Raw genomic sequence first — 18,107 nt, 5'->3', positions numbered from 1 at the left:
CTTTTTCGTGATCTTTTCCCAATTCTTACGAATTGTAACGGCCTGCAAATATCCAGCCACGGCAGGCTTCACACATGGTGACGCAGAACCGGCAAGACCTGCCTGATACAAACCGTCTCGATCCCAAAGTCTGGACCGATATTGCATCTGATGGATGTCATCAGAGTCTTCCCGGCCGCCTCCTAAACACGTGTCTAAAAAATTCCGCTGCGTCAGGCCTTTGCCGCACCCGTCTTGAAGCACTGCGGGTTGATCCTCATCTCCCATTCTGGGCTTCACTGAAACTTGAACGACAGGATTGCCGTGAACACCGGTTCAAAGTTGCCAGCATTCACAACGAAGGGGCTGACAAAGGTCTATGGCAGCGGTCGATCCGCAGTACATGCGCTGCGTGGGGTCGATCTTGAGATCCCAAAGGGCGAAATTGTCGTGCTGCTTGGGCCTTCGGGATCGGGTAAATCCACCTTGCTCAACATCATCGGAGGGTTGGATCGGGCCACCGAAGGCACGGCCTTCTTCGAAGATCAGAACCTGACAGCGATGACCGACGCGCAACTGACGCGATACCGGCGCGACCATGTCGGCTTTGTTTTTCAGTTCTACAACCTCATGCCCAGCCTGACCGCCCATGAAAACGTCGAGCTGGTCACAGAAATCGCGCGTCATCCGATGGACCCTGACGAAGCCCTGTCTCTCGTCGGTCTGGGTCCGAGAGCCGACCACTTCCCCGCCCAGCTTTCCGGAGGGGAACAACAGCGCGTCGCCATCGCCCGCGCAATCGCCAAGCAGCCCGAAGTGCTGTTTTGCGACGAACCCACGGGCGCTCTGGACAGCAAGACGGGCCGCGCTGTGCTGTCGGTCCTGAAGGATGTGAACGAAAGACTGGGCTCGACCATCCTGATGGTCACCCATGCCGCCAGCACTGCCGACATGGCCGACAGGGTGATCCATTTCGCCGATGGCGCGATCCGGGAGGTCGTGATCAACGAGACGAAAAAGAGCCCAGAGGATATCGCCTGGTGAGTCCGCTGGATCGCAAACTGTTCCGCGACCTCTGGCGCATGAAAGGGCAAGCACTTGCCATTGCGGTGGTGATCGGCATGGGCGTCGCCATGCTGGTGATGATGACCGGCCTCGTCGCCTCTCTGGAAGAGACGCGCGATGCCTATTACGACCGGTACCGGCTCGCCGATGTGTTCGCCCCGGTCACCCGCGCGCCCGAACATCTTTTGCCCGAGCTGGCGGCGATCCCCGGTGTCTCGACTGTCGAGGGGCGCGTCACCGGGGAGGCGCTGATCGACCTGCCCGCGCTCGACGTGCCGGTGCAAGCCAGGGCCATCTCCCTTCCCGACCTGCGGGAGCCGGGCCTGAACGCGCTGGTTCTCACCGATGGCCGCATGCTGGGCCCGGTGCGCAGTGACGACATCCTGCTGCTCGATTCCTTCGCTCTGGCACATGGCCTCGCCCCCGGAGACGAGATGGCCGCGACAATGAACGGCGCACGCCGCACCTTCCAGATCGTGGGCCTGGTGAAATCGCCGGAGTTCATCTACACAACCGCGCCCGGGGAGTTGATACCGGACGATGCCCGCTTTGGCGTGATCTGGATGAGCCAATCGGCTCTGGCTGCGGCCTATGACATGGACGGCGCGTTCAACGAGGCGATCCTGTCGCTGTCGCGCAGCGCCAACGAAGCCGCCGTTCAGGACGCGGTGGACCGACTGCTCGACCCTTATGGCGGAACCGGCGCCTACCCGCTCGCCGACCAACTGTCGAACACCTTTCTGAACGAGGAGATCGCCGGGCTGCGCACCTCCGCCGCGGGGATCCCGCCCGTCTTTCTCGCGGTGGCGGCTTTCCTTCTCTACATCGTCACGTCCCGCATGGTGCAGTCCGAGCGCGAAGAGATCGGGCTGATGAAAGCCTTTGGCTATACCGACATGGAAGTGGGCGCCCAGTACCTCAAGCTGGTGCTGATCATCGCCCTGGGCGGCGCGGTGCTGGGCTCGGCCCTGGGGATCTATTGGGGGCGCGCGCTGATCAATCTCTACACGCAGTATTTCAAGTTTCCATTCCTCGTCTTCCGTCTGGATCCGCAATCCTTCGTCACCGGCGTCGGTGTCAGCGTGGCCGCCGCATCTGCCGGAGGGATTCTGGTGCTGCGCAGTGTCTTCGCCCTGACCCCTGCGGCGGCGATGCGACCCCCTGCCCCGCCCGATTTCAGCCGGCTGCGGGGGGTCGGCCAGATGCTCAGCCAATGGCTCGACCAACCCAGCCGGATGGTCCTGCGCCGCATGACGCGGCAGCCGATGCGCATGGCTGGCGCCGTGGTCGGGATCGCCAGCGGCATGGCGCTTAGTGTGGCGATGCTGACCATCTATGCAGGCTTTGACCGCACCTTCGATCAAACCTTCAACACGGTGGACCGCAGCGACATCATGGTCAGCTTTACCCACGCCGTGTCCGACAAGACGATCTTCGAATTGCAGCGCATGCCCGGCGTGCATCAGGTCGAGCCGATCCGGGTCGTGCCGGCGATCCTGAGCAACGGCCTTCTGGAACATCGCGGCGCGATCAACGGCATGCCCCGGCAGGCCGAACTGAACCGCGCGCTGGACCGGAATGTCGTGCCGATCGAGATGCGCGAGGACGGCATCGTTCTGTCGACCACACTGGCCAACAAGCTTCAAATCGGGCCAGGCGAGATCCTGACCGTGGATGTCCGCGAAGGCCGCCAGCCGCTTCTGGAACTGCCCGTTGCCGCCGTGGCCGACAGCCTGTTGGGCGCCCCGGCCTATATGGAGATCGAGGCGCTGAACCGCGCGCTGCGGGAACCCAACCGGGTCTCCGGCGCCTACCTGGCCATTGACGAGGCCGAGGCCCGCCCGATCTATGCCGCGCTCAAGGACATGCCGACGGTGGCGGGCGTCAGCCTAAAATCCGATGCCGAGGTGGCCTTTCAAAGGCTCACTGAATCGGGGGCCGGCGCGATCCGCTACGTGATGGGCACCATCGCATTCGTCATTACCTTCGGCATCGTCTACAACGCCGCCCGCATCGCCTTTGCCGAACGGGCCCGCGATCTAGCAAGCCTGCGGGTGATCGGCTTCACCAAGGGCGAAGCCGCCTTCGTCCTTCTGGGCGAACTGGCCATCGTTACCCTGATCGCGCTGCCTTTGGGCAGCGTGATGGGGTATTATCTGTCCTTTGTCGTCGCCGAGGGCTTCTCATCCGAGCTTTACAGCGTACCCGCCTTTTTCGATCCCGAAAGCTATGGCGTGGCCGCTCTTGTCGTGATCGGCGCAGCCGTCGCCTCCGGTCTGCTGGTCAAGCGTGACATCGACCGCACCGAACTTGTCCTTGCCCTGAAAACCAAAGAGTGACCCGCATGGCCCATGCAAAGAAACGCAGCCGCCTGATCCTGACCGCCCTGGCGCTTTTGTTAGTGGGTGGGGGGCTCGCCGCGGCCTTCTGGCCCCGCCCGACCCTTGTGGATCTGGGTGAGGTGCGCCGGGGCGCGATGCAGGTCACCATCGCCGAAGAGGGGCGCACACGTGTGCGCGACACCTACATCGTTTCCACGCCGCTCGCCGGACGCCTGCAGCGCGTGGAACTGGAACCCGGCGATCCGGTCGAGCGCGGACAGACCATCGTGGCCCATATGCTGCCGACCAATCCGGCCGCCCTTGACGTGCGCACCCGCGAACAGGCGCGGGCCGCCGTCAACGCCGCGCAGGCCGCGTTGCTGGTTGCACGCGCTGACCTGAACGCAGCCGTTGCAAGCCGGGACCTCGCAGAATCGGAGCTTGACCGCACCCGTCGTCTGGCCGAACGCGAGATTGCTAGCGCCGCCGCGCTTGATCAGGCCAAGCGCACCTTCCGCGTCTCCGCCGCAGAGGTTGAGACCGCCGAGGCCGCCATTGCCATGCGGCAGGCCGATCTGGCCAACGCGCAGGCCGAATTGATCAGCTTTGACGACATGGGGCTGGCCGCCGCACTCGATGGGGCGCGCAACGATGACATCCCGCTTGTGGCCCCGGCCAGCGGGCGGGTCCTGCAGGTCATCCAGCAATCCGAAACCACCCTGCCCGCTGGCGCCCCGGTGATCGAGATCGGAGATGTGCGCGGGGACCTTGAGATCGTGGTCGATCTGCTCTCGACCGACGCCGTGCAGGTCTCCGTCGGAGATCCGGTGCGGATCGAGGATTGGGGCGGTGCCGATGTGCTGGATGGAGAGGTCTCCCGCATCGACCCGTTCGGCGTGACCGAATTCTCCGCCTTGGGGGTCGAGGAGCAGCGGGTGAACACCGTGATCCAGTTCACCAGCGATCCCGACACCTTCGATGGCCTGGGCCACGGCTTTCGCGTCGAGGCGCAAATCGTCGTCTGGCAGGCTGAGGATACGCTGATCGTCCCGGCCAGCGCGCTTTTTCGGACCGGCACGGACTGGGCCGTCTTCGTGGCCGAGAACGGCACCGCGCAACGCCGGATTGTCGAGATTGGCCGGAACAACGGGATCGAGGCGGAGCTGTTGAGCGACCTGCCAGAGGGCATGCAGGTCGTTCTCTACCCGTCCGCCGGGCTGGAAGACGGCGCGCGGGTCGCACAACGCACGTTGAACTAGGGCCGACACGCGCTGAAAAACACTCCGACCTGCGCGAATGCGACCGAACCGCTCTTGACAAATGCGCCCCGCGCGCGCCTGTTCGCAAAGCTGGTGCCCGTCGTCTGACGGGTGAAAAGGGAATGTGCAGGCTGGCCGCAAACCGGCCCAGCACAGCCGCCCCCGCGACCGTGACCGGAGAGGTCGTCCAAAGCCACTGGCCCGCGCGCCGGGAAGGTTGGACAACCGCCAGAGCCCCGCTCTGACATCCGCAAGCCGGGAGACCTGCCAGCGCATATGGACGTAACCGGACGGGGTGTTCCGGGTGTCGGGAGCGATGCTGCCCCCCGCCATCTGACCTTCGTCCCATTGCTGATGGGACTGAAAAACATGCGTGACGAAACGGTGCCAGCAACCGAATTGCTGATCTGTACGAAATGCCGACGCGGACAGGAGGTGGGCGACGATGCCGTCCGCCCCGGCGCCGCTCTTCACCGCGAGCTGAGCGAGACCGGTCTGCCCGAAGGGATCCGGCTGACCGAAGTGGAATGCCTCTCCAACTGCTCGCAGGGTTGCACGATCGCGCTGCGCGGGCCGGGCCGCTGGACCTTTGTCTTTGGCAACCTGCACGAGACCAACCATCTCGACACGATCCGCGATGGCGCCGCACGCTACCGCGACACGCCCGACGGCCTGGTGCCCTGGCGCGAACGTCCCGAACATTTCCGCAAAAACTGCATCGCCCGTATCCCGCCCATGGAGGCCCAGAATGTCTGATCTCGCCAAACTGCCCGTCACCGTCATCACCGGCTTTCTCGGCTCCGGTAAAACCACGCTGATCCGTCATCTGATGCAGAACCCCCAGGGCAAACGCCTCGCCGTTGTGGTGAACGAATTCGGCGATGTGGGCGTCGATGGCGACATCCTGAAAAGCTGCGCCATTCCGGACTGCCCGGAGGAAAACATCATGGAGCTGGCCAATGGCTGCATCTGCTGCACCGTGGCCGATGATTTCATCCCCACCATCGAGGCGCTGATGGCGCTGACCCCGCCGCCGGAGCATATCCTGATCGAGACCTCGGGTCTCGCATTGCCCAAACCGCTGCTGAAAGCCTTTGACTGGCCCGACATCCGCTCGCGCATCACCGTCGATGGGGTGATCGCTCTGGCCGATGCCGAAGCGGTCGCTGCTGGCCGTTTCGCGCCCAACGTGGCCGCGGTGGATGCCCAGCGCGCCGCCGATGACAGCCTTGATCACGAAACGCCCCTGTCGGAGGTGTTCGAGGATCAGATCTCTTGCGCGGACATCATCCTGCTGACCAAACCCGATCTGGCCGGTGCGGAGGGTGTCTCCAAGGCCAAGGCCGTGATCGAAGCCGAAGCGCCCCGCCCCCTGCCGGTGGTCGAAGTGGCCGAAGGCGTGGTCGATCCGCGCGTGATCCTGGGGCTGGAGGCCGCGGCAGAGGATGACATGGACGCCCGGCCCAGCCACCACGATGGCGATGACGATCACGAGCACGACGATTTCGAAAGCGTTGTCATCGACCTCCCCGAAGTCACAGATCCCGCCGATCTGGTGGCCCGGATCGAGGCCATGGCGACAGAGCAGAACATCCTGCGGGTGAAAGGCTATGCCGCCGTCACGGGCAAACCGATGCGCCTTTTGGTTCAGGCCGTGGGCGCGCGGGTGCGGCACCAATATGACCGCCCCTGGGGTCCGAACGAGGCCCGGCAGGGCCGGATGGTCGTGATTGCCGAACATCACGACGTGAATGCCTCAGCCATCCGCTCCGCTTTGGTGGATCAGGCACAGGCCGCAGAGTAACGCACAAAAGGACCCGCCCCGCCGATGCATGTCGTCTTCCGCGAAAGCCACGGGCTTGAAGAGACCGAGACCCCGACCGATCTGGGCCAAAGCCCGGCGGATCTGGTGGTGCTGTCGTTCTCCGACAGCGACCTTGGCGCCTTCGCGGCGGGCTGGCGGCGTGGCGGCGGGGCCGAGGGGCAGTTGCCGGAACTGCGGCTGGCCAATCTTGCAGCACTCAAGCATCCGCTATCGGTCGACACCTATGTCGAACAAACGCTCGAGGGCGCAAAGGGCATCCTCATTCGCCTGATCGGCGGGGTGCCCTACTGGTCCTACGGTCTGCAACAGGTCGAGGCGCTGGCGCGCGCCAGGGGCATCGCCCTGGCCGTGCTGCCCGCCGATGGACGCCCCGATCCTCGGCTGGACGAGGTCTCAACCCTTCCCGTCTCTACGCTGCGGCGCCTTGCGCATCTTTGTGATCAGGGCGGCGCGGTGGCCGCACAGGCGGCGCTGGCGCAACTGGCTCTGGCCGCCGGGCTTTATGCCAGCCCGGTTTTCGGCACCAAAGCATTGCCTCTGGTTGGCGCCTGGACGCCCGAGGACGGCGTTTGCTGTCCTATCGTTGCGTCAGAGCCTGACGAAAAGCCGCTGGTTCTTGTCACTTTCTACCGCGCCTATCTCACCGCTGCCGACCTCGCCCCGGTCGAGGCGCTGTTCACAGCCCTGCGCGCCCGAGGGTTTCGCGTTCTGGGCCTCTTTGCGCCATCCCTCAAGGCGCCCGATGCGGCGGGCTGGCTGGCGCGGCAAGTGCGTCATCTAGACCCCGCAGCCATCGTCAACGCCACGTCCTTCAGCGGCAAGGGCACCAACGGTACCTCTCCTCTCGATGCCTGTCGGGCGCCCGTCTTCCAGGTCGCCCTCGCCACCTCCACCCGCGAGGCCTGGGCGGCGTCCGAGCGGGGCCTTTCGCCTGCCGACCTTGCAATGCATGTGGTGTTGCCCGAGGTCGATGGCCGGCTCTTCGCCGGTGTCGCGTCGTTCAAAGAACCGGGCGACCGCGATCCGCACCTTGAATTCGCTCGCTACGCGCACACCCCGGACGTCACGCGCATCGACGCCATCGCCGACCGCGTGCGCGCCTGGACCGACCTCGCCGCACGCCCGGCAGCAGGGCGGCGCCCGGCTTTGGTCCTGTCCACCTATCCCGGCAAAGAATGGAACATGGCCCATGCCGTGGGTCTCGACGCATTGGCCTCCGCAGAAGCGATACTGGATGATCTCGGGACCAACGGCTATGCCACCGCGCCCGGCTCCGATCTGCCGCGTACGCTGACTGTCGAGCGGATCGCCTGGCCGCTGGACGCGTACAAAGCCGCCCTTGCCCGCCTGCCGCGATCCTTGCAAGACGACCTCTCAGCAGCATGGGGCGCGCCGGAAGAGGACCTCGACGTCTCCGGCGCCGCCTTTCATTTCGCGGCGACCCGGCGCGGCGCGGCCCTCGTGGCCCTGCAACCCGAGCGTGGTACGCCAAAGCTGCGGGATGACGATTATCACGACCTGTCGCGCACGCCGCGCCACGCCTATGTCGCCTTTTACCTCTGGTTGCGGACACAGACCGACGCGCTGATCCATATCGGCGCCCATGGCACGCTGGAGTGGCTGCCCGGCAAGTCCGTCGCATTGTCCGACACCTGCTGGCCCGAGACGCTCATTGGCGATCTGCCCGTGATCTACCCTTTCATCGTGAACGACCCCGGGGAGGCCGCGCAGGCCAAACGCCGTATCGGCGCCGTCACGCTGGGACACATCCCGCCACCGCTGAAGCAAAGCGACGCGCCCGACCGTCTGAGCCATCTCGAAGCCTTGCTTGACGAGTTCTCCAACGCCGACGGACTTGACCCCAGACGTCGAGACCGGCTGCAGGACGATATCCGGGCCGAGGCGCAGGCCCTGGGCGTGGAGCAGGATCTGGGCCTCGACGCCGCGGCCTGCACGGCCGAGGCCATCACCCGGATCGACCGCTTCGTTTGCGATATCAAGGAAAGCCAATTCGGGGACGGGCTGCATATCTGGGGGCGGGCCCCGCAGGGTGAGACACCCTTCGACACCAAAAACGCCACGATTTCCGAACGCCGCGCGCTTCTCGCCGCCCTGGACGGCAAACGGATCGACGCCGGACCCTCCGGCTCTCCCTATCGCGGGCGGACGGATGTGCTGCCGACCGGGCGCAACCTCTACACCACCGACCCTCGCTCTGTCCCCACCCGTGCGGCCTATGCCCAGGGCGTCAAGCTCGCCGAGGAACTGGTGCGGCGCCATCTGCAGGAAGAGGGCGACTGGCCGCGCGGCCTGATCGTCGACCTTTGGGGCTCTGCAACGATGCGCACGGCGGGTGAAGAATTTGCCATGGCGCTGCATCTGCTGGGCGTCCGGCCTGTCTGGGACAAGGGCTCCGAACGCGTCTCCGGCCTTGATGTGCTGCCCATCACCGAGCTTGACCGCCCGCGCATCGACGTGACATTGCGCGTCTCGGGCCTTTTCCGTGATGTGTTTCCGACCCTCTCCGCGCTCTTCGGGCAGGCCGTCCGCGCGCTGGCCGCCCGGGACGAAGCGCACGACTGGAACCCTTATGCCGGGGGGCGGGCAGAGGCGCGGGTCTACGGCCCTGCACCTGGCAGCTATGGGCTGGGCATGGGCGCGGCGCTGGACGACTACAGTGACGAGGGCCGCCGCATCGCGGGCGAGGCCTGGCTCGCCGCCAGCGCCTGGGCGCTCGACGGCGCAAAACCCACACGGGACGACAGCGGTCTGCGCGCCAGGGTGGCTGCCGCCGACAGCTTCGTGCATCTTCAGGATCTGCCGGAAACCGATCTGCTGCTTGCGTCCGACTATGCCGCGCACGAGGCCGGCTTTGCCGCGGCCCAGTCGATCACGGGGGGCGCCGCGAGCCTCTACCATCTCGACAACACCGACCCCGACCGCCCCCGCGCCCGGGGGCTCGCCGAAGAGATCGCCCGCGTCGTGCAGGCGCGCGCCGCCCATCCCGGCTGGCTTGCGGGTATGACCCGGCACGGCTTCCGCGGCGCGGCAGAGATCGCCGCGACGCTCGATCACATGGCAGCGTTCGCACATCTCGCGGACGTGGTGGCGCCCCATCTCTTCGACCTCTATCACGAGGCCACTTTGGGCGATCCCTACATCGCGGCCTTCCTCCAGGAGGCCAACCCGGACGCCTTTGCCGCCATGCAGGACCGTTTCGCGGCCCTCGACGTCGCGGGCCTCTGGCACACACGGCGCAACTCCATCCGGGCCGCCTTGGAGGCACAGGCATGACCGCAGCCCCAACCGTCAAGGGCTGGTGCCCCGGCGCCTACCGCCCGATGATGTCGGGCGACGGGCTGGTGGTGCGCATCCGGCCCCGGGTCGCCCGTCTGGACCGCGATCAGGCCCTTGGCCTCTGCGCGCTGGCCCTGCGCTATGGCAGCGGCGTGCTGGAGCTGACCAACCGGGCGAACCTTCAGATCCGGGGCGTGCGTGAAGAGAGCCATGTGCCCCTGCTTGAGGGATTGGGCGCGCTTGATCTGCTTGATGCCGACCCGAACCTGGAAAGCCGCCGCAACGTTCTGGTGAACCCGCTGTGGCACGTAGGGGATCTGACCGTTCGTCTCACCGAGGCGCTACTAGCCCGGCTCTCGGATCTGCCGGATTTGCCTGCCAAATTCGGCTTTGCCGTGGATACCGGCCCGGAGCGTCTGCTGGCCTCGGCCTCTGCCGATATCCGGCTTGAGATGGGCATGGACGGGGGGCTTATCATCCGGGCCGACGGAGTTTCCACCGGCATGGCCGTGCGAGAAGAAGACGCGATCGATCGCCTGATCTCTTTGGCCTCGTGGTTCGTGTCCCGGGCCCGCCCCGGCGTCCGTCGCATGGCCCGTCTGCTCGATCAGGTCGCGGTGCCGGCTGACCTTCAAGGTATGCCCCCGGCGCCTGCGCGGACGCTTGCGCCCGAGACGGCAGAGGTCGGCCAGATCGTCGGCATCGCGTTCGGACAGATCGACGCCAAGACCCTGATGCACACTCTGCAAGAGACGAACGCGCCTGCTCTACGGGTCGCTCCGGGTAGGTTGATGGTTCTTGAAGACGTGACGGGGCCCCTCTCACCGGACTTCATCACCCGGCCAGACGATCCGCTGCTGCGCGTTGATGCCTGCCCGGGTGCCCCCTTTTGCCCCAGCGCCGGCGTCGAGACACGTGCGCTGGCCCGGGCGCTCGCGCCACATGTCAGCGGCACGCTGCATGTCTCCGGCTGCGCCAAGGGCTGCGCGCGCAAGGGTGCCGCCGACGTCACCCTGATCGGTCGGAACGGACGATTTGATCTTGTCCGCAAGGGCGCGGTCTGGGATGAGGCCGCCCAGCGCGGCCTGTCGCCGCGTGATCTGCTGGCGGAGACCTCCTGACCGACATGCCTTACGAATACGAAACCGACGGCGCCGCGATCTATCGTCAGTCCTTCGCCACTATCCGCTCCGAGGCCGATCTGGACCGTTTCGCCCCGGACGAAGAACAGGTCGCCGTCCGCATGATCCACGCTGCCGGGCTGGTCGGGCTTGAGCGGGACATCCGTTTTTCCGACGGCTTCGTCGACGCCGCCCGCGCAGCGCTTGAGGCGGGTGCCCCGATCCTCTGCGATGCGCGGATGGTCAGCGAAGGGGTCACCCGTCCGCGTTTGCCTGCGGACAATGCCGTGATCTGCACGCTTCATGACGATGGCGTCCGCGACCTGGCGACCAAGATGGGCAACACCCGCTCCGCTGCCGCGCTTGAGCTTTGGCGTCCGCATCTTGCCGGTGCCCTTGTGGCCATCGGCAATGCGCCCACCGCCCTCTTTCACCTACTCAACATGCTGGAAGACCCCGATTGCCCGCGCCCCGCCGCCATCATCGGCTGCCCGGTGGGCTTTGTCGGTGCGGTCGAAAGCAAGGATGCGCTCTGGGCGGCCCAGCCCGTCCCCGCGTGCATCGTCAAGGGGCGGCTGGGCGGCAGCGCCATCACCGTCGCAGCCATCAACGCCATCGCGAGCCGGGCCGAATGAGCAAAGGCACGATCTACGGCGTCGGTCTGGGTCCGGGCGATCCGGACCTTCTGAGCGTGCGGGCCGACAGGCTGGTGCGCGGCGCGGGTCACGTCGCTTTCTTCCGCAAGGCCGGCCGCCCCGGCCAGTCCCGCCGCATCGTCGAAGGAATGCTGCGCCCGGATGCCGTCGAGATCCCGATGGAATATCCGGTCACGACGGAAATCCCTCTGACCGACCCACGCTACAACGCCTGCCTATCGGATTTCTACACCGGGTGCACCGCAAAGCTGCGCACCCTGACAGAGGCCGGGGAGGACGTTGTCGTGCTGTGCGAAGGGGATCCGTTCTTTTACGGCTCTTTCATGCATCTTTACACGCGTCTCAAAGATGAGGTCCAGGTAGAGGCGGTCCCCGCGATCACCGGGATGTCGGGTGCATGGACAGCGACCGGCCAGCCGATGACCTGGGGCGATGACGTGCTGACCGTCCTGATGGGGACGCTGCCCGAAGAGGACCTGATCCGACACATGGGCGCCGCCGACGCGCTGGTTGTGATGAAAATCGGGCGCAACATCGACAAGGTGCGCAGAGCCCTCAAGGCTGCGGGCCGCTACGAGGCCGCTTGGCTTATCGAATTCGCCACGATGCCCAACCAGAGCGTTTGCCGTCTGGCCGAGGCCGAAGGCAAGGTGACGCCCTACTTCTCGATCATCGTGGTGCATGGACAGGGGCGCCGGCCATGAGCGGCTGGCTTGCCATTGCAGGCCTCGGCCCCGGGGACGAGGCGCTGATCACACCAGAGGTCACTGAAGCGCTGGCCAAGGCCACTGATGTGGTGGGCTACATCCCCTACGTCGCACGGGTGGCGGAGCGACCTGGCTTGACCCTGCATGCCAGCGACAACCGGGTTGAGATCGACCGCTCCCGCCATGCGCTGGAGATGGCGGAGGCCGGACGCCGTGTTGTCGTGGTTTCCTCCGGCGATCCGGGGGTCTTTGCGATGGCCGCCGCCATCTTCGAAGCGGTGGAAGTCGGGCCTGCCGCCTGGCGCGCCCTCGATATCCGCGTGCTGCCGGGGATCACGGCGATGCTGGCAGCGGCGGCACGTGCGGGGGCGCCGCTGGGACATGACTTCTGCGCGATCAACCTGTCGGATAACCTCAAACCCTGGGATCTGATAGAGCGCCGCCTGCGTCTGGCGGCGGAGGCTGACTTTGCGATGGCTTTTTATAACCCGCGCTCCAAATCCCGCCCCGAAGGCTTTGCCAAAGCCCTCGACACGCTGCGGCAGGCCTGCGGCGACGCGCGGCCCGTGATCTTCGCCCGGGCCGTCACCACGCCCGAGGAAGAGATCCGAGTCGTCCCCCTGACCGAAGCGCGGCCCGAGATGGCCGACATGCGCACGATGGTGATCGTCGGATCTTCACGCACGCGGATCATCACCCGCGACGGTGGGCCCATCGTCTACACGCCGCGGAGCGTTCCGGCATGAGCGATCCAATCCATCGCCTCCGCGACGCTGAACACCTCGGCCCGCTCCGGGATAGCCGGGCGGTCGATCATCAAGACGGGAAGACCAAGCCGCCGGGCTGCGTCGATCTTCGCGTAGGCGCCGGTGCCTCCGGCGTTCTTGGAGACAACGAGATCGATGTCGAACCGCTGCATCAGCGCCCGATCTGCGTCGGCCGTGAACGGGCCACGGGAGACGAGGACGTGGTGGTCGGGAAAGGCGGGCGGCGTCTTTGGGGGGTCCACCAGCCGCAGCAGGTAGAAATGCTGGGGGTTGGGAGCAAAGTCATCCAGATGCATGCGCCCCACGGCCAACATCACACGGCGGGCCGGTCGGTCAAGTGCGGCCAAGGCCTCGTCCATGCCGCCGACATGCTGCCAGTTGTCGCCCTTTTGGGGAGACCACGGCGCGCGGGTGAGCGCCACCAGCGCCGTGCCGGTCTGCGCACAGGCCGCAACGGCGTGTGCGCTCATCTGCGCGGCAAAGGGATGGGTCGCATCGATGACGTGGGTGATCTGCTCGGCCCGCAGATACCGCGCCAGCCCGTCCACGCCACCGAACCCTCCGATGCGCCGCTGCAAGGGCTGGCGCGCGGGCCGTTCGACCCGGCCCGCAAAGGAGATGATCGCGCGCAGCCCGGCCTCGTGGACGGCCTTTGCGAGCGCGGTCGCCTCGGTCGTGCCGCCCAGGATCAGGAGGTTTGGCTGCATGTCTGACGCTCCCTGGCTTACGATTGTCGGTCTGGGTGAGGACGGACCTGACGGGCTGGCGCCCGCAAGTCAAGACGCGCTGGCCAAGGCCGACGTTGTGATCGGACCGCCCCGGCATCTGTCACTGCTGCCGGATCTGAAAGCCGAGATCCGGGAGTGGCCCGTGCCGTTCGCCGACGGGCTGGAAATCCTGAAATCGCTGCGCGGACGTCGCGTCGTCGCACTGGCCTCGGGCGATCCGTTCTGGTTCGGGGCAGGATCGGTGATCGCGCGTACATTCCCACGGGCGGAATGGCAGGTCTTGTCGGCGCCCTCCACCTTTGCGCTTGCGGCGGCCCGCATGGGGTGGCCGGTCGAGACGAGCGTGTGTCTGGGCCTGCATGCGTCCCCGCTGTCGCGCATGCGGCCTCATCTGGCGCCCGGTGTGCGGATCCTCGCCCTGCTGCGCGACGGGGATGCGGTGAAGGAGATGGCCGAATATCTGAGTGCAGAGGGGTTTGGCGCGTCTGAGGTGACCGCACTGCAAGCCCTTGGCGGGCCGGGGGAGCGGGTGGAGCGCTTCACGGCGCAAGCAGGGCCTGACGCGGATCTCACCCATCCGGTTTGTGCCGCGATCGAGGTCGCGGGGGATGGCGCCGTGGTGACGGCCGCATCTGGTCTGGACGACACGCTTTTTGACAGCGACGGGCAGATTACCAAACGCCCGATGCGCGCGCTCACCCTGTCGGCGCTTGCGCCACGCCCGTTCGAGCGGCTCTGGGATATCGGCGGAGGGTCGGGTTCCATCGCCATCGAATGGCTGCTGTCGCATCCCTCGACGGAGGCGATCAGCGTCGAGGTCCGAGCGGATCGGGCGCAACGGATCGCGGAGAATGCGGCACGTCTTGGGGTGGATCGACTGCGGGTCGTTACGGGAGAGGCGCCGGAAGCCTTGACGGATCTGCCGGATCCGGATGTGGTTTTTGTGGGCGGTGGCCTGTCGGAGCGGCTCCTCGGCACGCTTGCCGGGCGCTGCGCCCCCGGAACGCGCCTCGTCGCCAATGCCGTGACGCTTGAAAGCGAGGCGCTGTTGACGCATTGGCAGGGGACGGCAGGCGGAACGCTGTTGCGGATTGAGTTGGCCGAGGCGCATCCTCTGGGCCAAAGGCGCGGCTGGCGCGCAGCCTACCCCGTGGTGCAGTGGAGCATGACGCTATGATCGTGGCCGGGTTTGGATTTCGCGCGGGCGCAGGCGAGGACAGTCTTGCCGACGCCTTGCGGCTTGCGACCGGCGCCCATGCACCGGACGCTTTGGCCACGGCAGCGGACAAGGCCGCGTCTCTCGCCTCTCTGGCCGCGCGCTTGCGGCTTTCGGTGATCCCGGTCTCCGCGGATCAGCTTCGCGCGCAACGCACTCACACCCAATCGCAAGCTGCGGAGACCGCCCGAGGCACAGGCAGCGTCGCGGAGGCCGCAGCGCTGGCTGCCGCGGGCCCCGGCGCCCGCCTCGTTGCCCCCCGGTACGTGTCGCAAGACCGGATGGCCACCTGCGCCCTTGCCATCGGAGCCTTTTCATGACCGTGCATTTCATCGGCGCCGGCCCCGGCGCCCCTGACCTTCTGACCCTGCGTGGACGAGATCTGATCGCCGCCTCGCCCGTCTGCCTTTATGCGGGCTCCCTGGTGCCCGAGGCGGTACTGGGGCATTGTCCGGAGGGAGCGCGGATCGTGAACACCGCGTCGATGGACCTCGACGCGATCCTGTCTGAAATCCGCACCGCCCAAAGGGCCGGGCAGGACGTGGCACGGCTGCATTCCGGCGATCTGTCGGTCTGGTCGGCGATGGGTGAACAGATCCGCCGTCTCAAGGCGGAAGGTATTCCCTTCACCGTGACACCCGGCGTACCCTCCTTCGCCGCCGCTGCCGCGTCGCTTGGCGCCGAGCTGACCCTGCCCGGCATCGCGCAATCGGTGGTTCTGACCCGCACGCCCGGACGCGCCTCCTCCATGCCGCCGGGAGAGACGCTGGCAAACTTCGCAGCAACCGGGGCAACGCTCGCCATTCATCTGTCGATCCAGAACCTCTCACAAGTCACCGCCGATCTGACGCCGGCCTATGGTCCTGACTGTCCGGTTGCCGTGGTCTACCGTGCCAGCTGGCCGGATGAAAGGATCATCCACGCCACGCTCGCGACCCTGGAAGAGGCGATGGATCCCGCGATCAGTCGCACCGCACTGATCCTTGTCGGGCCTGCACTCGCCGCGGAGGGGTTCGCGGAAAGCTGTCTTTACGCGCCCGATTACGACCGCCGCTATCGCCCGCAATCCGCCGACAGCCCCTGGGCAAGCTGGAGCCATGGTGATGACTGATAGGCCCGGCCTTCTGATCTCCGCCCCGTCGTCGGGCACCGGAAAGACCACCGTCATGCTGGGCCTGCTGCGGGCGCTGCGCGAGGACGGTCTGGCCGTGCAGCCCTTCAAGAGCGGCCCCGATTATATCGACCCCGCCTTCCACCTGGCCGCGGCCGGGCGCGCGTCCTTCAACCTTGATACGTGGGCGATGGATGGCGGCTTGCTCTCGGCCATTGCCGCGCAGGCGGAGGGTGCGGATATCTGCGTCGCCGAGGGCTCTATGGGGCTTTACGACGGGGTGGCGACACGCGGGCAGAGCGGCTTTGGCTCCAGCGCCGAGACCGCGCAACGCATGGGCTGGCCGGTCGTTCTGGTCCTCGATGTCGGTGGGCAGGCGCAGTCGGCGGCGGCAACGGCGTTGGGCTTTGCCCGCTATGCGCCTGATTTACCCTTTGCCGGAGTGATCCTGAACCGTGTGGCGAGCGCCCGTCATGAAAGGCTGACCCGGCTGGGCATGGAGCGCGCGGGCCTGACCGTACTGGGCGCCCTGCCCCGGCGGGGAGACCTGACCCTGCCCGAGCGGCATTTGGGCCTGATACAGGCGGTGGAGCATCCCGATCTGGAAGCCGCCATTGCCGGTTACGCGACGTTCCTGCGGGACCATGTCGATCTTGAGGCGCTCCGGTCTGCCGCACTGGGTCAATCGCGGCCGAATACGGGCGCCCTACCCACACCACCGGCACAACGGATCGCACTTGCGAGGGACGCGGCCTTTTCGTTCACCTATCCCCACCTGCTGAAAGGGTGGCGGGACGCGGGGGCTGAGATCCTGCCCTTCTCTCCTCTGGCGGACGAAGCACCGGCGCCCGACGCCGATCTGGTCTGGCTGCCGGGCGGCTATCCTGAGCTTCATGCCGGCACGCTTGCCGCTGCCGAACAGTTCCGCGCCGGGCTATGCAAACATGCCGCAACCCGGCCCATCCACGGCGAATGCGGCGGCTACATGGCCCTTGGCGCGGCGCTGATCGACAAAGAGGGCGTGCGGCACCAAATGGCCGGGCTGCTGGGGTTGGTGACCAGTTATGAAAAGCGCAAATTCCATCTTGGCTATCGCCGTGCGGTTCTGGATGCGCCGATGCCGGGTTTTCGGCCCGGCTCCGCCCTGCGCGGTCATGAATTTCACTACTCCACCATCCTCGACCAGCCTGACGCGCCTCTGGCACAGGTGGCCGATGCCGACGGCAACCCGGTGCCGGAGACCGGATCGCGGCGTGGTCATGTCAGCGGAACCTTCTTTCACCTTATCACGCCGGATGCGGCATGAGCGGGTTTGTCAGCTTCGTGGGCTCGGGCCCCGGCGATCCGGAGCTTTTGACGTTGAAGGCCGTGGACCGGATGAAACGCGCGGATGCGGTGCTGTTCGACGACCTCTCCTCCGGCCCGATCCTGACCCATGCACGGTCGGGCGCGGATCTGGTGGGCGTGGGAAAACGTGCCGGTCGTCCTTCGCCCAAGCAGCATCATGTCAGCCGCTTGCTGGTCGAATACGCGCAGGCCAATCAGAGGGTCGTGCGGCTGAAATCCGGTGATGGTGGAACCTTCGGCCGGCTGGAGGAAGAGATCACGGCGCTGCGCGAGGCCGGCATCCCGTTCGAGATCATCCCCGGCGTGCCCTCGGCCTGTGCCGCTGCCGCCGCCGCCGCGATCCCACTGACCCGCCGGCTGACCGCGCGGCGGGTTCAGTTCGTCACGGGGCACGACGTCACCGGGGCCTTGCCGGTTGACCTGAACCTCGCCGCCTTGGCCGATGCCCAGGCCACGACGGTGGTCTTCATGGGCAAGCGGACCTTCCCCGTGCTCGCCGAAACCCTGATCGCCCATGGTCTTCCCGGAGACACGCCTGCGCTTTTGGCCGAAAGCGTAAGCACGCCCGACCAGCGCCTGCATCGCAGCACAGTCGCCCGGCTCGCCCGCAGCCTGTCGGAGGCCACCGGCAAGGCACCGGCGCTTATTCTCTATGGCCCGCTTGCCGATGATGAGATGTCGCTCCCGGACTTGCCGGGCGTTTGAAAT

The 18,107-nt window shown here is 66.4% G+C and carries 16 protein-coding genes and 1 riboswitch; of the genes, 15 read left to right on the top strand and 1 reads right to left on the bottom strand.

All coding sequences use genetic code 11. The annotated features are described in order from the left end of the window. Nucleotides 1-321 precede the first annotated feature (321 nt). From CFI11_RS03915 to cobJ, 10 genes are all read left to right on the top strand, one after another. Nucleotides 322-1,023, top strand: coding sequence for an ABC transporter ATP-binding protein (locus CFI11_RS03915; RefSeq protein WP_217358749.1), 702 nt, complete (start codon nucleotides 322-324; stop codon nucleotides 1,021-1,023). Beyond that, nucleotides 1,020-3,383, top strand: a complete 2,364-nt coding sequence (locus CFI11_RS03910) for an ABC transporter permease (RefSeq protein WP_254449015.1) — start codon at nucleotides 1,020-1,022, stop codon at nucleotides 3,381-3,383. The genes CFI11_RS03915 and CFI11_RS03910 overlap by 4 nt, the downstream gene beginning before the upstream one ends. Nucleotides 3,384-3,388: 5 nt before the next feature. Further along, complete coding sequence (locus CFI11_RS03905) at nucleotides 3,389-4,624, top strand: efflux RND transporter periplasmic adaptor subunit (protein WP_130403255.1); 1,236 nt, start codon at nucleotides 3,389-3,391, stop codon at nucleotides 4,622-4,624. Nucleotides 4,625-4,698: 74 nt separating this feature from the next. Further along, a riboswitch (cobalamin riboswitch) is annotated at nucleotides 4,699-4,911 on the top strand. Beyond that, nucleotides 4,901-5,380 carry a DUF1636 family protein gene (locus CFI11_RS03900; RefSeq protein WP_371687467.1) on the top strand — a complete coding sequence of 160 codons (480 nt, stop codon included), beginning with the start codon at nucleotides 4,901-4,903 and terminating at the stop codon, nucleotides 5,378-5,380. It overlaps the preceding riboswitch by 11 nt. Further along, nucleotides 5,373-6,428 (top strand): cobalamin biosynthesis protein CobW, encoded by a 1,056-nt coding sequence (cobW, locus tag CFI11_RS03895; protein ID WP_130403253.1) that lies wholly within the window; start codon nucleotides 5,373-5,375, stop codon nucleotides 6,426-6,428. The genes CFI11_RS03900 and cobW overlap by 8 nt, the downstream gene beginning before the upstream one ends. Nucleotides 6,429-6,452: 24 nt before the next feature. After that, nucleotides 6,453-9,743, top strand: coding sequence for a cobaltochelatase subunit CobN (cobN, locus tag CFI11_RS03890; protein WP_130403251.1), 3,291 nt, complete (start codon nucleotides 6,453-6,455; stop codon nucleotides 9,741-9,743). Then, on the top strand, nucleotides 9,740-10,867 hold the full coding sequence (locus tag CFI11_RS03885) for a cobalamin biosynthesis protein CobG (RefSeq protein ID WP_130403249.1): 1,128 nt from the start codon (nucleotides 9,740-9,742) through the stop codon (nucleotides 10,865-10,867). Before cobN ends, CFI11_RS03885 begins: the two co-directional genes overlap by 4 nt. A gap of 5 nt (nucleotides 10,868-10,872) precedes the next feature. Beyond that, nucleotides 10,873-11,502 (top strand): precorrin-8X methylmutase, encoded by a 630-nt coding sequence (locus CFI11_RS03880; protein WP_130403247.1) that lies wholly within the window; start codon nucleotides 10,873-10,875, stop codon nucleotides 11,500-11,502. Further along, nucleotides 11,499-12,227 carry a precorrin-2 C(20)-methyltransferase gene (locus CFI11_RS03875; RefSeq protein ID WP_130403245.1) on the top strand — a complete coding sequence of 243 codons (729 nt, stop codon included), beginning with the start codon at nucleotides 11,499-11,501 and terminating at the stop codon, nucleotides 12,225-12,227. Before CFI11_RS03880 ends, CFI11_RS03875 begins: the two co-directional genes overlap by 4 nt. Beyond that, the gene (gene cobJ, locus CFI11_RS03870; RefSeq protein ID WP_130403243.1) at nucleotides 12,224-12,976 is read left to right on the top strand and encodes a precorrin-3B C(17)-methyltransferase; all 753 of its coding nucleotides are present in this window, start codon (nucleotides 12,224-12,226) and stop codon (nucleotides 12,974-12,976) included. Before CFI11_RS03875 ends, cobJ begins: the two co-directional genes overlap by 4 nt. Here the strand turns inward: cobJ and CFI11_RS03865 are convergent. Then, on the bottom strand, nucleotides 12,949-13,704 hold the full coding sequence (locus tag CFI11_RS03865; protein ID WP_130403241.1) for a cobalt-precorrin-6A reductase: 756 nt from the start codon (nucleotides 13,702-13,704) through the stop codon (nucleotides 12,949-12,951). The genes cobJ and CFI11_RS03865 overlap by 28 nt on opposite strands. Between CFI11_RS03865 and cbiE the strand changes: the two genes are divergently transcribed. From cbiE to cobA, 5 genes are read left to right on the top strand one after another with little or no spacing between them, the layout of a single operon-like run. Continuing rightward, nucleotides 13,703-14,902, top strand: a complete 1,200-nt coding sequence (gene cbiE / locus CFI11_RS03860) for a precorrin-6y C5,15-methyltransferase (decarboxylating) subunit CbiE (protein WP_130403239.1) — start codon at nucleotides 13,703-13,705, stop codon at nucleotides 14,900-14,902. The two genes, CFI11_RS03865 and cbiE, sit on opposite strands and share 2 nt — an antisense overlap. Continuing rightward, nucleotides 14,899-15,261 carry a cobalamin biosynthesis protein gene (locus tag CFI11_RS03855; RefSeq protein WP_130409917.1) on the top strand — a complete coding sequence of 121 codons (363 nt, stop codon included), beginning with the start codon at nucleotides 14,899-14,901 and terminating at the stop codon, nucleotides 15,259-15,261. The genes cbiE and CFI11_RS03855 overlap by 4 nt, the downstream gene beginning before the upstream one ends. Further along, complete coding sequence (cobM, locus tag CFI11_RS03850) at nucleotides 15,258-16,052, top strand: precorrin-4 C(11)-methyltransferase (protein WP_130403237.1); 795 nt, start codon at nucleotides 15,258-15,260, stop codon at nucleotides 16,050-16,052. The genes CFI11_RS03855 and cobM overlap by 4 nt, the downstream gene beginning before the upstream one ends. Further along, nucleotides 16,045-17,358, top strand: a complete 1,314-nt coding sequence (locus CFI11_RS03845) for a cobyrinate a,c-diamide synthase (RefSeq protein WP_130403235.1) — start codon at nucleotides 16,045-16,047, stop codon at nucleotides 17,356-17,358. The genes cobM and CFI11_RS03845 overlap by 8 nt, the downstream gene beginning before the upstream one ends. Beyond that, a complete protein-coding gene (gene cobA / locus CFI11_RS03840; RefSeq protein ID WP_130403233.1) occupies nucleotides 17,355-18,104 on the top strand; it encodes a uroporphyrinogen-III C-methyltransferase in 750 nt (249 codons plus the stop codon). The genes CFI11_RS03845 and cobA overlap by 4 nt, the downstream gene beginning before the upstream one ends. Nucleotides 18,105-18,107: the final 3 nt, after the last annotated feature.

This window comes from Thalassococcus sp. S3 (genome assembly GCF_004216475.1).
GTDB lineage: Bacteria > Pseudomonadota > Alphaproteobacteria > Rhodobacterales > Rhodobacteraceae.
This window is presented reverse-complemented; position numbering and strand designations above follow the sequence as displayed.